The sequence below is a fragment of the Enterobacter cloacae complex sp. 342H5 genome, assembly GCF_050030905.1.
Taxonomy (GTDB): domain Bacteria; phylum Pseudomonadota; class Gammaproteobacteria; order Enterobacterales; family Enterobacteriaceae; genus Enterobacter; species Enterobacter intestinihominis.
The window spans coordinates 1,511,726-1,526,559 of sequence record NZ_JBLGVB010000001.1 but is presented as its reverse complement, the minus strand read 5'-3'; the positions used below and the strand labels follow the sequence as shown (position 1 = coordinate 1,526,559).

Below are 14,834 nucleotides of genomic sequence, written 5' to 3'. Positions count from 1 at the left end.
TATGACCACCCTGAATCTCAACACCCTCAGCGAGCGCATCAAGGCGCACAAAACGGCTCTGGTGCATATCGTTAAGCCGCCGGTCTGTACCGAACGCGCGCAGCACTATACCGAAATGTATCAGCAGCATCTGGACAAGCCGATCCCGGTACGTCGCGCGCTGGCCCTCGCCCACCACCTGGCAAAACGCACCATCTGGATCAAGCACGATGAGCTGATTATCGGTAACCAGGCCAGCGAAGTGCGTGCCGCGCCGATCTTCCCGGAATATACCGTCTCCTGGATTGAGAAAGAGATTGACGATCTGGCGGACCGTCCAGGTGCAGGCTTTGCGGTGAGCGAAGAGAATAAACGCGTTCTGCATGAAATCTGCCCGTGGTGGCGCGGCCAGACGGTACAGGATCGCTGCTACGGTATGTTTACCGACGAGCAGAAGGGCCTGCTGGAAACCGGCATCATCAAAGCGGAAGGTAACATGACCTCCGGTGACGCACACCTGGCGGTGAATTTCCCGCTGGTGCTGGAGAAAGGGCTCGACGGCCTGCGCGCGAAAGTAGCCGAGCGCCGCTCGCGCATCAACCTGACGGTACTGGACGATCTGCACGGCGATCAGTTCCTGAAAGCCATTGATATCGTGCTGGAAGCCGTAAGCCTGCACATCAGGCGCTTCGCCGATCTGGCTCGTGAGATGGCCGCCAGCGAAACCCGCGACAGCCGCCGCGACGAGCTGCTGGCGATGGCGGAAAACTGCGACATCATCGCCCACCAGCCGCCAAAAAGCTTCTGGCAGGCGCTACAGCTGTGCTACTTCATTCAGCTGATCCTGCAAATTGAGTCCAACGGTCACTCCGTCTCCTTTGCCCGTATGGACCAGTACCTTTACCCGTACTATCGCCGCGACGTGGAGCTGGACCAGAGCCTGGATCGCGAGCACGCCATCGAGCTGCTGCACAGCTGCTGGCTGAAGCTGCTGGAGGTGAACAAAATCCGCTCCGGCTCGCACTCCAAAGCCTCTGCGGGCAGCCCGCTGTATCAGAACGTCACCATCGGCGGCCAGAAGCTGGTCAACGGCGAGCCAATGGACGCGGTCAACCCGCTCTCCTACGCAATTCTGGAATCCTGCGGCCGTCTGCGCTCCACCCAGCCAAACCTGAGCGTGCGCTACCACGCTGGCATGAGCAACGACTACCTCGACGCTTGCGTGCAGGTGATCCGCTGCGGCTTCGGGATGCCGGCGTTTAACAACGATGAAATCGTCATCCCGGAATTTATCAAGCTCGGCGTGGATCGAGAGGACGCGTATGACTATGCGGCGATTGGCTGCATCGAAACCGCCGTCGGCGGAAAGTGGGGCTATCGCTGCACCGGCATGAGCTTTATCAACTTCGCCCGCGTGATGCTGGCAGCGCTGGAAGGCGGTCGCGATGCCACCAGCGGCAAGGTGTTTCTGCCGCAGCAGAAAGCCCTCTCTGCCGGTAACTTCGATAACTTCGAGGAGGTGATGGCGGCGTGGGACACCCAGATCCGCTACTACACCCGCAAATCCATTGAGATCGAGTACGTGGTGGACACCATGCTGGAAGAGAACGTCCACGATATTCTCTGCTCGGCGCTGGTGGACGACTGCATCGAACGCGCGAAAAGCATTAAGCAGGGCGGCGCGAAGTATGACTGGGTTTCCGGCCTTCAGGTGGGGATCGCCAACCTCGGTAACAGCCTGGCCGCGGTGAAGAAGCTGGTGTTTGACCAGGGCGTTATCGGTCAGCAACAGCTGGCGGCGGCGCTGGCGGATGACTTCGAGGGGCTGACCCACGAGCAGCTGCGCCAGCGCCTGATCAACGGCGCGCCGAAGTACGGCAACGACGACGACAGCGTGGACCTGCTGCTGACCCGTGCCTACGAAACCTACATTGAAGAACTGAAGCAGTATCACAACCCACGCTACGGCCGTGGCCCAATTGGGGGTAACTACTACGCGGGCACGTCGTCTATCTCCGCAAACGTGCCGTTTGGCGCAGCAACCATGGCGACGCCGGACGGACGTAAAGCGCACACCCCGCTGGCGGAAGGGGCAAGCCCGGCCTCCGGTACCGACCACCTCGGCCCGACGGCGGTGATTGGCTCCGTGGGTAAACTGCCGACGGAAGCGATCCTCGGCGGCGTGCTGCTTAACCAGAAGCTGAACCCGTCGACGCTGGAAAACGACAGCGATCGCCAGAAGCTGATGGTGCTGCTGCGCACTTTCTTTGAGGTGCATAAAGGCTGGCATATTCAGTACAACATTGTCTCGCGCGAAACGCTGCTGGAAGCGAAGAAACACCCTGATCAGTATCGTGACCTGGTGGTGCGCGTCGCGGGTTACTCGGCGTTCTTCACCGCCCTGTCACCTGATGCGCAGGACGATATTATTGCCCGTACCGAGCATACACTGTAAAAAAACGCCCGGTGGCGCTTCGCTTACCGGGCCTACATTGTCTCCCCTTAGGCCGTGTAAGGCGAAGCCGCCACCCGGCTTTCTGACTTTCATTCGAAATTAAATTTGTGCTCCCCGTCACCTTGTTATTAGAATGTTTCAAAACGCAGTGACCCAGGAGCACAGTATGACCGTAAAAGTTATCGTCACCGATATGGACGGAACTTTCCTTGATGATGCCAAGCAGTACGATCGTGACCGCTTCCAGGCACAGTTTGAGCAGCTTAAAGCCCGTAACATCGAATTTGTTGTCGCCAGCGGCAACCAGTATTACCAGCTCATCTCCTTTTTCCCGGAGCTGAAAGATCAGATCTCCTTCGTCGCGGAAAACGGCGCGCTGGTGTTCGACCACGGCGAACAGATTTTCCACGGTGAGCTAACGCGTCATGAGTCGCAGATCGTCATTGGCGAGTTGCTGAAAGACAAAGGGCTGAACTTTGTGGCCTGCGGGCTGGAGAGCGCGTACGTCAGCGATAAGGCTCCAGAAGCGTTCGTGAAGCTGATGTCGAAACACTACCATCGCTTAAAACCCATCAGCGATTACCGCGACATTGACGACGTGCTGTTTAAATTCTCCCTGAACCTGCCGGACAGCGATATCCCGAACCTGGTTGATAAACTGCATGTCTCCCTGGACGGCATCATGAAGCCGGTTACCAGCGGCTTCGGTTTTGTCGATTTGATTATCCCGGGCCTGCACAAAGCCAACGGCATCAGTCGTCTGCTGAAACGCTGGAAAGTCTCCCCGCAGGCGTGCGTGGGCATTGGCGACAGTGGCAACGATGCGGAAATGCTGAAGCTGGTGAAATATTCATTTGCGATGGGCAATGCGGCGGAAAGCATTCAAGCGGTCAGCCGTTACACTACCGACGATAACAACCATCAGGGCGCGCTGAATGTGATTCAGGCCGTGCTCGACGCCCACTCCCCGTTCGACGTCTGATCCCCTACCTGCCGGAGCCTCGCTCCGGCCCCTTCACTCTTTTTCCATCCTGTGGCGCCCGTCAAGGTTTTAAACTTGCATTAACTTATTTTTAACTTAAAGTATCACTTGTAGACACTTTTACTTTCGAATGAAAGATGCGAGGCAGTTATGACTTTTACCAGCGAAACGTTGCCAGCGGACCACAAAGCGGCAATTCGTCAGATGAAACGCGCGCTACGGGCCCAGATCGGTGACGTGCAGGCAGTGTTCGACCGGCTTAGCGACAAAATCGCCGCCCGCTTGGCGGAAATTAACGCCCTTAAAAATAAAGGTGAATCCGTATGGCCGGTAATCCCCTTTACGGATGTGAAAAACGGTACGATCACCGCCGAACAGCGCGAAGCGGTTAAACGTCGCGGCTGCGCGGTGATCAAAAGCCACTTCCCGCGCGAGCAGGCGCTGGCATGGGATCAATCGATGCTCGACTACCTCGATCTGAATAAGTTTGACGAGGTTTACAAAGGACCCGGCGATAACTTCTTCGGCACCTTAACGGCCTCTCGCCCGGAGATTTATCCGATCTACTGGTCTCAGGCGCAAATGCAGGCGCGCCAGAGTGAAGAGATGGCACAGGTACAGTCGTTCCTGAACCGTTTATGGACATTTGAGAGCAACGGTAAGCAGTGGTTCGACCCGGACGTGAGCGTAATTTATCCGGACCGCATTCGCCGCCGCCCACCAGGAACAACCTCGAAAGGACTTGGCGCACACACCGATTCCGGCGCGCTGGAGCGCTGGCTGCTGCCCGCTTATCAGCAGGTCTTTGCCCGCGTGTTTGACGGCAACGTTGAGAAATACGATCCGTGGAATGCTGCGCACCGTACCGAGGTGGAAGAGTACACAGTGGATAACACCACCAAATGCTCCGTGTTCCGCACCTTCCAGGGCTGGACGGCACTGTCGGACATGATCCCCGGCCAGGGGCTGCTGCACGTGGTGCCGATCCCGGAAGCGATGGCTTACATTCTGCTGCGTCCGCTGCTGGACGACGTGCCGGAAGACGAACTGTGCGGCGTGGCGCCGGGGCGCGTGCTGCCGATTTCTGAGAAGTGGCATCCGCTGCTCATCGAAGCGTTGACCAGCATTCCCGCGCTGGAAGCCGGTGATTCTGTCTGGTGGCATTGCGATGTGATCCACTCGGTCGCGCCGGTGGAAAACCAACAGGGCTGGGGCAACGTGATGTATATTCCTGCCGCGCCGATGTGCGAGAAAAACCTCGCCTACGCGAAAAAGGTCAAGGAAGCGCTGGAAACCGGCGCGTCACCGGGAGATTTCCCGCGCGAGGATTATGAGAAAAGCTGGCAGGACCGTTTCACCGTGAACGATCTGAACATCCACGGCAAGCGCGCGCTGGGCATGGCTTAACTGTCGTAAAGCCCTTCCCGCTCAACGGCGGTGCGTCGTTTTCCCTGACGTATCCGCCGTACCGATTCCCGCACGGCCAGCGTGCCGTTCAGCAGCAATGTTCCGACCGGCGCGTCCGGGCGCATCAGCCGCTGCTGGAGCATATATACCGCTTCTGTTCCCAGCTCATCGCGCGGGACATGCACCGCCGTCAGAGGCACATCCTGAATCGCCGCGAGATTAAAGCCGTCGATGCTCATCACCGAGACATCCTGCGGCACGCGCAGACCGTGTTTTTGCAGGGCGCTGATGGTCCCCGCCGCCATAAAGTCGCCGCCCACCAGGAACGCCGTCGGCAGATCTTTCCCTTTTTGCTGGTGAAGCCACTCACTCACCAGCTGCTCCGTCTCTTTGGCGCTGAAGCTTGGCACCATCAGCAGATCGCGCCGGTCGCTAAACCTGAGGTTATGGCCGTGCCACGCGTCGCGGATCCCCGACAGGCGCAGCTCCATGGTATAGCGACGCAAACACAGCACATTCATCACCTCCCGGTGCCCCATCTCGAACAGGTACTCCGCCGCCCGCTCGCCAATGGCGCGGTGATCCGGCGCGACGGCGGGCAGGCGCATGTGGCGGTCCCGGCAGTTAATCAGCATGCAGGGTTTGCCCACGTCTACCGCCAGATCGTGGATATGCGGATCGTCGATACCGAGGAGGATCGCCGCCTGGGTGTCCACTTCGTTCATGCGGGCCAGAAACAGCTGGGCGTCGCTGTCGTTCTCCTCCAGCGCACAGTAACGCAGGCGAACCTCGTGCGAGGCCAGCCCTTTGCTCACGCTCTGGATGACGCGGTAGTAAAAGATGTCAGACCGCTCGTCAAACGCCCGCTGCGGGGCAAACACCATCAGGCTGTTAAGCAGCAGACGCCCCGCCGCCATGCCCTCTATTACCCCCAGCTCCCGCGCGCATGCCAGCACCGTTGCCCGTGCTTTTTCGCTGGTGTTTGCCTTCCCCGCCAGCACGCGGGAAACGGTGCTGATGGAGAGCCGGGTACGGGCGGCGATTTCGGTGATTTTAAGCCTTTTATCCATTTTGTGATCTGGCTCCGGATGTGAAATGAAAAAATTTTCACAACATCTTTATCAGGTAATAACTTGCGAGAAGGCCATAATGCCGAAAATTAAACCTCGGTTATGAGAAAGTTTGCACAAAATCCACTATTTCCTGCTCAATTTCTCTCTTAAGGTGAACCTGTCACACAACTTCCATACTAGTTGTATAGCAGCTTAGCACTCTAAAACAGATAACTTTCAAACGCCTGACGCTGTGTGACACCTGAACCTTTGTCCCTTACCGTCCGTCTTGTGGAGAAGAAAATGAGTCAGGACATCAACAACACCGTTGCGACAAGCAAAACCCGTCGCGTCATTAAGAATCTGCGCTGGTACGTACTGGTGCTGTTTCTTCTTGGCGTGACCGTAAACTACATCACCCGTAACTCGTTAGGTATTCTCGCCCCCGAGCTGAAAGAGAGCCTTGGTATCACCACCGAGCAATACTCGTGGATCGTCGGCGCGTTCCAGATCGCCTATACCATTTTCCAGCCCCTTTGCGGCTGGCTGATTGACGTTATCGGCCTCAAGATTGGCTTTATGGTCTGCGCCGGGATTTGGGCGCTGATGTGTATCTTCCACGCAGGTGCCGGGAGCTGGCTGCATCTCGCGATCCTGCGCTTCTTTATGGGCGCGTCCGAAGCCGCCGCCACGCCAGCGAACGCCAAAACCATCGGTGAATGGTTCCCGAAATCAGAGCGTCCTGTTGCCGCCGGTTGGGCGGGCGTGGGCTTCTCCATCGGTGCGATGCTGGCTCCGCCAATCATTTACTTCGCTCATGCGTCGTTCGGCTGGCAGGGTGCGTTTATGTTTACCGGCGTGCTGGCGCTGCTGTGGGTGATCCTGTGGTGGATCTTCTATCACAACCCGGAGCAACACCCGAACCTGAGCCGCGACGAGCTGGCGTTTATCAAACAGGATAACGAACCCGCACCGGTCAGGCTGCCCTTTCTGACCGCGCTGAAAACCGTCTCGAAGAACAAACGGTTCTACGGTATCGCCATTCCGGCCTTTATGGCGGAACCCGCCTGGGCGGTGCTGAGCTTCTGGGTGCCGCTGTACCTCGCCAAAGAGCACGGCATGGATTTGAAACAGATCGCGATGTTCGCCTGGCTGCCGTTCCTCGCCGCCGACCTCGGCAGCGTGGCGAGCGGCTACCTCACCCGGCTTTATACCCGCTGGTTCGGCTGCACCCGCGTCAACTCGGTGGTGGCAAGTTCAGTGACCGGCGCGTTTTTGATGATTTCTCTGGCCGTTGTGGCCGTGACCCGCGACCCGTATATCACCATCGTGCTGATCTCCATCGGCGGTTTCGGCCACCAGATTATCTCCTGCATGCTGAGCGCGCTGGTCGTGGAGTCGTTCGACAAGGGCCAGATGGCGACGGTTAACGGCATGCGCGGCTCGGCGGCGTGGATCGCCAGCTTCCTGTTCTCCCTTTTGATTGGGGTGACCGCCGACAAAATCGGCTTCAACCCGCTCTTTATCGCCATGGGCTTCTTTGACCTGATTGGCGCTTTCTTCCTGGTGGCATTTATTGCTGAACGTCGCGCCAAGCGCGCCTGATAGTGGATGTATTGCATATGAAAACCCTGAAAAACTGGACCATCGATACGCAGTCAGCGAATCATCTGGAACTGCTGGTGGATAACCAGCACCGTCTGTGCCTGTATGTGCTGGAAGAGAATCTGTTCCGCGTGCTGATCAAGCGTAAAGGCCAGCTGGCACTGGACCGCACCTGGAGCATCGCGCCGGAACAAGACGTACCGTGGGAAGGCCGCCGTCGTGACGATGTCAGCGGCTTCACCTGCCCGGCCTGGACACTGACGCAGCTGGGCGATGCGTTAACCGTAGCGACCGAACAGCTGCGCGTCACCGTCCACCAGCCCCTGTGGCTGGAGTGGCACTACCGCAATGAAGCGGGCGAGTGGCAGCCGCTGGTTAACGACCGTCCCACCAGCGCCTACCTGCTGAACGCCCACGGTGACGGCGTGGCGCACTATCTCAGCCGCCGTAAGGATGAACGTTTTTACGGTCTGGGTGAGAAAGCGGGGGATTTACAGCGTAACGGCAAACGCTATGAGATGCGTAACCTGGACGCGATGGGCTATAACGCCGCCAGCACCGATCCGCTTTACAAGCACATCCCGTTCACCCTCACCCGTCGCGATGACGTGAGCTACGGCCTGTTCTACGATAACCTGAGCAGCTGCTGGCTGGATCTGGGTAACGAGATCGACAACTATCACACCGCCTACCGCCGCTGGCAGGCGGAAGCGGGCGATATTGACTACTACCTCTTCACCGGCAAGCGCGTGCTGGACGTGACGAAAGCCTTCGTGCGCCTGACGGGGAAAACGCTGTTCGGACCGAAGTGGAGCCTGGGCTACAGCGGCTCAACCATGCACTACACCGACGCGCCGGACGCGCAGGACCAGCTGATGAACTTCATCCGCCTGTGCGATGAGCATGCCATTCCGTGCGACTCGTTCCAGCTCTCCTCCGGCTATACCTCGATTAACGGCAAGCGCTACGTTTTTAACTGGAACTACGACAAAGTGCCGCAGCCGAAGGTGATGAGCCAGGCGTTCCACGACGCGGGGCTGCGGCTTGCGGCAAACATCAAGCCGTGTCTGTTGCAGGATCATCCCCGCTACGGCGAAGTGGCGGAACGCGGCCTGTTCATTCGCGATTCAGAAACCGATGCGCCTGAACGTTCCAGCTTCTGGGATGACGAAGGATCGCATCTCGACTTCACCAACCCGCAGACGGTGCAGTGGTGGCAGAACGGCGTGACCACGCAGTTGCTGGAAATGGGCATCGACTCCACCTGGAACGACAACAACGAGTATGAAGTGTGGGACGGGGAAGCGCGCTGCTATGGCTTCGGCCAGGAGATCGCCATCAAGCATATTCGCCCGGTGATGCCGCTGCTGATGATGCGCGCCTCGCTGGAAGCACAGCAGCGCTTTGCGCCGGATAAACGTCCGTATCTGATCTCCCGCTCCGGCTGTGCCGGAATGCAGCGCTACGTTCAGACCTGGAGCGGCGACAACTGTACCAACTGGGACACCCTGCGCTACAACATCCGCATGGGCCTGGGCATGAGCCTGTCCGGACTGTTCAACGTCGGTCACGACGTCGGCGGTTTCTCCGGCGACAAGCCGGATGCCGAGCTGTTCGTGCGCTGGGTACAGAACGGCGTGATGCATCCGCGCTTTACCATCCACTCGTGGAATGACGATCGCACCGTGAACGAACCGTGGATGTACCCGGGCGTGACCCCTGCGATTCGCAGCGCCATTGAACTGCGCTATCGCCTGCTGCCGTATCTCTACACCCTGCTCTGGCAGGCGCACGCCGACGACGAGCCGATGCTGCGCCCGACCTTCCTCGATCATGAACACGATGCGCAGACCTTTGAAGAGTGCGACGACTTCCTGCTGGGCCGTGACCTGCTGGTGGCCAGCGTCGTCGAAGCCGGGCAGCGCGAGCGCCGCGTCTGGCTGCCGGATAACGAAACTGGCTGGTACGATTTTTACACCCACGCGTGGTATGCGGGCGGGCAATCGATCGTCCTTGATGCGCCGCTGGAAAAGCTGCCGCTTCTGGTGCGCGCAGGGGCCGGTTTGCCGCTCAGCGAACGCATCCGTCACGTGAGCGCCGATAAAGACGTTACCCGTGAGCTAAAACTGTTCCCGGTGAAAGGCGTCGGCACCACCTCCGGGCTGCTGTTTGAGGATGACGGCGAAAGCTGGGGCTACCTGAACGGCAATGCGCTGTGGGTGGAATGGGAGATGGTGTGCGACGGCGCAAGTATCAACCTGAAGGTGAATGCGCGCGGCGACTATCGTCCGGCATGGAAGGCACTGAAGGTGTCGTTACCGACGGGGGAAAAACGTACGCTGCGGGTGAACGGGGTTGAAGGGGGCGAGTGGGTGGTTTAGTACGTCCTGATGCCCTCACCCTAACCCTCTCCCACAGGGAGAGAGGATAGAACGTAGGCCGGGTAAGGCGAAGCCGCCACCCGGCTATTTTTTTAACTCTCGATACCTTTACTGCGCAGGTAATCTTCGTAGTTACCGGTAAAGTCCACCACGCGCTCTGGCGTGATTTCGATCACGCGGGTCGCCAGGGAGCTAACGAACTCACGGTCGTGAGAGACGAAGATCAGGGTGCCCTGATACATCTCCAGCGCCATGTTCAGGGATTCGATCGATTCCATATCCAGGTGGTTGGTTGGTTCGTCCATCACCAGGATATTCGGTTTTTCCATCATCAGCTTGCCGAACAGCATACGGCCCTTTTCACCACCGGAGAGCACTTTGGCGGGCTTTTTGATGTCGTCCTGGCTGAACAGCAGACGCCCCAGAATGCTGCGTACCGCCTGCTCGTCGTCGCCTTCCTGCTTCCACTGGCTCATCCAGTCGAAGACGGTCAGATCGTTTTCGAACTCATATTCATGGTCCTGCGCGTAGTAACCAATCTGCGCGTTTTCAGACCATTTCACGGTACCGTTATCCGGTTGCATTTCGCCCACCAGAGTTTTCAGCATAGTGGATTTACCCACGCCGTTGGCACCCAGGATAGCAATCTTCTCGCCCACTTCCAGCAGCAGGTTGAAGTTTTTGAACAGCGGGCCTTCATCGAAGCCTTTGGTGAGGGCTTCCACTTCCAGCGCGTTACGGAACAGCTTCTTGTCCTGCTCGAAGCGGATGAACGGGTTCTGACGGCTGGAGGCTTTTACCTCTTCGAGCTTGATTTTGTCGATCTGACGGGCACGCGACGTTGCCTGGCGCGATTTAGAGGCGTTAGCGCTGAAGCGGCTGACGAAGGATTGCAGGTCAGCAATCTGCGCTTTCTTCTTGGCGTTGTCGGCAAGCAGACGTTCACGCGCCTGGGTTGCCGCCGTCATGTACTCATCGTAGTTGCCCGGATAAACGCGCAGCTCGCCGTAATCCAGATCCGCCATGTGGGTACACACCATGTTCAGGAAGTGACGGTCGTGCGAGATGATGATCATGGTGCTGTCGCGATCGTTCAGCGTCTGCTCCAGCCAGCGGATGGTGTCGATGTCCAGGTTGTTGGTCGGTTCGTCGAGCAGCAGGATGTCTGGATTAGAGAACAGCGCCTGCGCCAGCAGCACACGCAGCTTCCAGCCTGGCGCAACTTCGCTCATCGGACCATAATGCTGTTCAACAGGAATGCCGACGCCCAGCAGCAGTTCGCCCGCACGCGCTTCCGCAGAATAACCGTCCATTTCGCCGTACTGCGTTTCCAGGTCGGCCACTTTGTAACCGTCTTCTTCGCTCATCTCAGCGAGACCGTAGATACGATCGCGTTCCTGCTTCACTTCCCACAGCTCCGCATGCCCCATGATCACGGTGTCGAGCACGGTGAACTCTTCGAAGGCGAACTGATCCTGACGCAGCTTACCGATACGCTCGTTCGGGTCGAGCGACACGTTGCCCAGCGTCGGCTCCAGGTCACCGCCGAGGATCTTCATAAAGGTGGATTTTCCGCTACCGTTGGCACCAATCAGGCCGTAACGGTTGCCGCCGCCAAATTTGACGGAAATATTTTCGAACAGCGGCTTACTGCCAAACTGCATAGTGACGTTGCTGGTAACTAACACGGAGAGATTCCTGCGAAAAGTGTGATAAACGCGGCATTATGCCACAATTCCGAATTGAGATCCTGTGTTGCGGTAATCCACTAAACTTTAACAAAATCGAAAAAAATGTGATTTCGTACACATCTGAATTCCCAGTTAACGGGAATGCACATATAATGCGCTCCCATTACAGATTCAGACTTCTCAACTCATCGCCAGAATGGCTTAGATACCTCGCATAACATGAACATGAAATTAACAACGCTTTTTGCGGCGGCGTTAGCCGTAGTAGGTTTTTGTAAGACCGCGTCTGCGGTGACGTATCCCCTGCCGACAGACGGAAGCCGTCTGGTGGGTGAAAACCAGGTGGTGACGGTTCCGGAAGGTAACACTCAGCCGCTGGAATACTTTGCGGCGCAGTATCAGCTCGGCCTGTCTAACATGCTGGAAGCGAACCCGGGCGTTGACCCGTATCTGCCGAAAGCGGGTACCGTACTCAACATTCCACAGCAGTTGATCCTGCCGGATACCGTGCACGAAGGTATCGTGATTAACAGCGCCGAAATGCGTCTGTATTACTACCCGAAAGGCACCAACACCGTGATCGTGCTGCCTATCGGTATCGGTCAGCTGGGTAAAGACACCCCGCTGAACTGGACCACCAAAGTGGAGCGTAAGAAAGCGGGCCCAACCTGGACGCCGACCGCCAAAATGCACGCTGAGTACATTGCTGCCGGTGAACCGCTACCGGCCGTTGTGCCTGCTGGCCCTGATAACCCGATGGGTCTGTACGCGCTGTACATTGGTCGTCTGTATGCCATCCACGGTACTAACGCCAACTTCGGTATCGGCCTACGCGTAAGCCACGGCTGCGTACGTCTGCGTAATGAAGACATCAAATTCCTGTTCGATAACGTGCCGGTCGGTACGCGCGTGCAGTTCATTAACGAACCGGTGAAAGCGACGTCAGAGCCGGACGGCAGCCGTTACATTGAAGTGCATAATCCGCTGTCCACCAGCGAAGATCAGATCAACAACAACGAAATCGTACCGATTAAGCTGACCAGCGCGGTGCAGTCCGTTACCTCTCAGGCGGATGTTGACACGACCATCGTTGACCAGGCGATTCAGAACCGTTCCGGTATGCCGGTGCGTTTGAACTAATCGCGAGCACGAACAAAGCGGGCCTCGAGGCCCGCTTTTTTTTATCCGTTATTCACAATAACGATGCCGCCATGGTCATAGCGATAGTGACAATGGGCGTACTCCAGCGGCGTACCATCTTCCAGATAGATCACCTGCTCGACCTCCAGCACCGGGTCGGTTGGCTCACAGACCAGATGCTGCATATCCAGCGCACTGGGCTTCAGCGCCCGCACCACACGATACGATCCCATGATCTTCAGCCCCAGCGTCTCCTGCACATACCGGAATACCGAACTTTCAAGATGGGCTTTGTTCAGGCCGGGCACCAGATTGAGCGGCATCACCGTGGCGTCCAGGGACATCGGCTCACCGTTGAGTAAACGCAGACGGATGAAGTCATAGATCGGCGTATCCGGATTTATCATCAGCGAGGCCTGCTCTTTCTCGTTCGGGAAGCGAAGTTCGAAGTGCACCACCTGGCTCGTCACCGTGCCTAAATGTTCCCAGGTTTTGGTCGCCCCAAAGTAGTCGCTGCCGGAGAGATCCCACTGGGAAAGCTGGAGGAAATTTTTGCGGATGAACGTGCCCTGTCCCTGCCGGGTATAGACCAGCCCTTCTACGATCAGCTGACGCATCGCCTGCTGAATGGTCATCCGGCTGGTGCTGAATTCCGCCGCCAGCGCGAACTGGTCCGGCAACGGTTCATTGGCGGCGTACTGCTGGGTAATAATGCGTTTCTTAATTTCCCGCGCTATGGTGATGTACTTCGCCGCCATCTTCCTTCCTTAAATTAGTTTTCTGTCCCGCTGTTTTTCAAGGCCACTCGCTCGGCCACCTTGAGGAAAGGCAGGTAGAAGAATACACCAAATACGATGATTGCCAACTGCACCACCACCGCCCGCCAGTCTCCCGCCGTCGCCAGCCAGGCGCTGAGGATCGGCGGCGTGGTCCACGGGATCATCACCACGCAGCGCGACATCAGACCCAGCGTGGTACAGAGCCACGCAAAGTAAATCCCGATGGCGGGCAGCAGCACAAACGGGATCATCAGCGGCAGGTTAAAGACAATCGGCAGGCCGAAAATCACCGGCTCGTTGATGTTGAACAGACCCGGCGCCAGTGACAGACGCGCCACCTGCTTCGCTGATTTCTGTCTTGAGAAGATGAAGATAGCGATCAGCAATGAGATAGTGCTGCCCGTCCCGCCCACCATGCCAAAGGTCGGCACAAAAATGTTGTTGATGATGTGTGGGATCGGCTGGCCGTTGGCAAAGGCCAGCATGTTCTCGTTGGTGTTGATCAGCAGAAACGGCTCCAGCACCACGCTGTTAACTACCGACTGATGAATACCGAGCGTGAACAGGAAGTTACCGAAGCTGTAAATGAAGATCGTCCCGGGCAGACTGGTGTTGATCAGCCGCAGCGGCTGCTGAATGAATGTCGTAATGAGATGGATCAGATCCGTATGCAGAACGTTCGCCAGTATGGCCGCCAGCACCGCAAACAGGGAGAGCGTGAGGATTGTCGGGATCAGCGCGGTAAAGGATTTGCTCACCGCCGGAGGCACGTTCTCCCCCAGCGAAATGTGCAGCGCCTTCAGCCGTGAAATGGCGATAAACAGCTCGGTTGAGAGCAGCCCAATCAGCACCCCGGCGAAAATGCCGGTCGAGCCGATATTGGCGAACGTCAGCACCTGGGTGACGTTCACCGTGGCGTCGCTGCCGACAGGCGTAATCTGTAAGCGCATCGGCATCATGATGATGAAGCTGCTGACGGCGATAACTACTGCCGAGATCGGATTGTCGAAATCTTTGTTGCGCGCCAGCGACCAGGCGATCATCGGTGCCAGCAGCAGCGCGGCGATGTTCAGCGTGCCGTTGATAATCGCCTCGCCCCACACCTTAAACTGCGTGAGCGTGTCGCCTTCCAGCACCCATGGAAACACGACGTTGTTCACCAGCACCGCCAGACCGGCGAGGATGAAAATCGGCATCACCGTGGCGAAAGCGTCGCGCAGGGAGCGAAGATGCACCTGGTTTGCCAGGCGCGCCGAGAACTCAACAAATTTATCGACAAAAGACTGCATGTGCGGTGTTATTTTTGTTTCAGACATAGCGGAGTATTCCCATCAATCAGTCACAAAAACGGCCCGGCAGCGTA

10 protein-coding genes are annotated in these 14,834 nt (G+C 57.6%); 6 read left to right on the top strand and 4 right to left on the bottom strand.

The genetic code is table 11. The features are described 5' to 3' along the window. The first annotated feature begins 1 nt into the window (after position 1). The 3 genes from ACQG03_RS07360 to ACQG03_RS07350 all read left to right on the top strand — a co-directional run bounded on the left by ACQG03_RS07360 (position 2) and on the right by ACQG03_RS07350 (position 4,823). The gene (locus ACQG03_RS07360; protein WP_063163415.1) at positions 2–2,434 is read left to right on the top strand and encodes a formate C-acetyltransferase/glycerol dehydratase family glycyl radical enzyme; all 2,433 of its coding nucleotides are present in this window, start codon (positions 2–4) and stop codon (positions 2,432–2,434) included. Between the two features lie 166 nt (positions 2,435–2,600). Then, positions 2,601–3,416 carry a Cof-type HAD-IIB family hydrolase gene (locus ACQG03_RS07355; protein ID WP_032624595.1) on the top strand — a complete coding sequence of 272 codons (816 nt, stop codon included), beginning with the start codon at positions 2,601–2,603 and terminating at the stop codon, positions 3,414–3,416. 150 nt (positions 3,417–3,566) lie between these two features. Further along, positions 3,567–4,823 (top strand): DUF1479 domain-containing protein, encoded by a 1,257-nt coding sequence (locus tag ACQG03_RS07350; protein WP_063163416.1) that lies wholly within the window; start codon positions 3,567–3,569, stop codon positions 4,821–4,823. On the opposite strand, the gene ACQG03_RS07345 is transcribed toward ACQG03_RS07350, so the two are convergent. Beyond that, a complete protein-coding gene (locus ACQG03_RS07345) occupies positions 4,820–5,893 on the bottom strand; it encodes a LacI family DNA-binding transcriptional regulator (protein ID WP_032676354.1) in 1,074 nt (357 codons plus the stop codon). The two genes, ACQG03_RS07350 and ACQG03_RS07345, sit on opposite strands and share 4 nt — an antisense overlap. Before the next feature lie 285 nt (positions 5,894–6,178). On the opposite strand from ACQG03_RS07345, the gene ACQG03_RS07340 reads away from it, so the two are divergent. Both ACQG03_RS07340 and ACQG03_RS07335 read left to right on the top strand, forming a co-directional pair. Further along, on the top strand, positions 6,179–7,480 hold the full coding sequence (locus tag ACQG03_RS07340) for an MFS transporter (RefSeq protein WP_023299659.1): 1,302 nt from the start codon (positions 6,179–6,181) through the stop codon (positions 7,478–7,480). Positions 7,481–7,497: 17 nt separating this feature from the next. After that, entirely contained in the window at positions 7,498–9,861 is a 2,364-nt protein-coding gene (locus tag ACQG03_RS07335; protein ID WP_063163417.1) for a glycoside hydrolase family 31 protein, read from the top strand. A 92-nt stretch (positions 9,862–9,953) separates the two neighbouring features. On the opposite strand, the gene ACQG03_RS07330 is transcribed toward ACQG03_RS07335, so the two are convergent. Next, the gene (locus ACQG03_RS07330; protein WP_022647534.1) at positions 9,954–11,549 is read right to left on the bottom strand and encodes an ABC-F family ATPase; all 1,596 of its coding nucleotides are present in this window, start codon (positions 11,547–11,549) and stop codon (positions 9,954–9,956) included. A gap of 222 nt (positions 11,550–11,771) precedes the next feature. On the opposite strand from ACQG03_RS07330, the gene ldtB reads away from it, so the two are divergent. After that, the gene (ldtB, locus tag ACQG03_RS07325) at positions 11,772–12,692 is read left to right on the top strand and encodes a L,D-transpeptidase (RefSeq protein WP_003858435.1); all 921 of its coding nucleotides are present in this window, start codon (positions 11,772–11,774) and stop codon (positions 12,690–12,692) included. Between the two features lie 41 nt (positions 12,693–12,733). Here ldtB and ACQG03_RS07320 read toward each other — a convergent pair whose 3' ends face one another. Next, on the bottom strand, positions 12,734–13,450 hold the full coding sequence (locus ACQG03_RS07320; RefSeq protein WP_063163418.1) for a GntR family transcriptional regulator: 717 nt from the start codon (positions 13,448–13,450) through the stop codon (positions 12,734–12,736). A gap of 14 nt (positions 13,451–13,464) precedes the next feature. Beyond that, complete coding sequence (locus ACQG03_RS07315) at positions 13,465–14,787, bottom strand: PTS sugar transporter subunit IIC (protein WP_063163419.1); 1,323 nt, start codon at positions 14,785–14,787, stop codon at positions 13,465–13,467. Positions 14,788–14,834 lie beyond the last annotated feature (47 nt).

Coding starts and splice junctions, on each gene's coding strand:
- ACQG03_RS07320 (WP_063163418.1), bottom strand. CDS start 13,450: ATGGCGGCGAAGTACATCACCATAGCGCGGGAAATTAAGAAACGCATT.
- ACQG03_RS07360 (WP_063163415.1), top strand. CDS start 2: ATGACCACCCTGAATCTCAACACCCTCAGCGAGCGCATCAAGGCGCAC.
- ACQG03_RS07355 (WP_032624595.1), top strand. CDS start 2,601: ATGACCGTAAAAGTTATCGTCACCGATATGGACGGAACTTTCCTTGAT.
- ldtB (WP_003858435.1), top strand. CDS start 11,772: ATGAACATGAAATTAACAACGCTTTTTGCGGCGGCGTTAGCCGTAGTA.
- ACQG03_RS07350 (WP_063163416.1), top strand. CDS start 3,567: ATGACTTTTACCAGCGAAACGTTGCCAGCGGACCACAAAGCGGCAATT.
- ACQG03_RS07340 (WP_023299659.1), top strand. CDS start 6,179: ATGAGTCAGGACATCAACAACACCGTTGCGACAAGCAAAACCCGTCGC.
- ACQG03_RS07315 (WP_063163419.1), bottom strand. CDS start 14,787: ATGTCTGAAACAAAAATAACACCGCACATGCAGTCTTTTGTCGATAAA.
- ACQG03_RS07335 (WP_063163417.1), top strand. CDS start 7,498: ATGAAAACCCTGAAAAACTGGACCATCGATACGCAGTCAGCGAATCAT.
- ACQG03_RS07345 (WP_032676354.1), bottom strand. CDS start 5,893: ATGGATAAAAGGCTTAAAATCACCGAAATCGCCGCCCGTACCCGGCTC.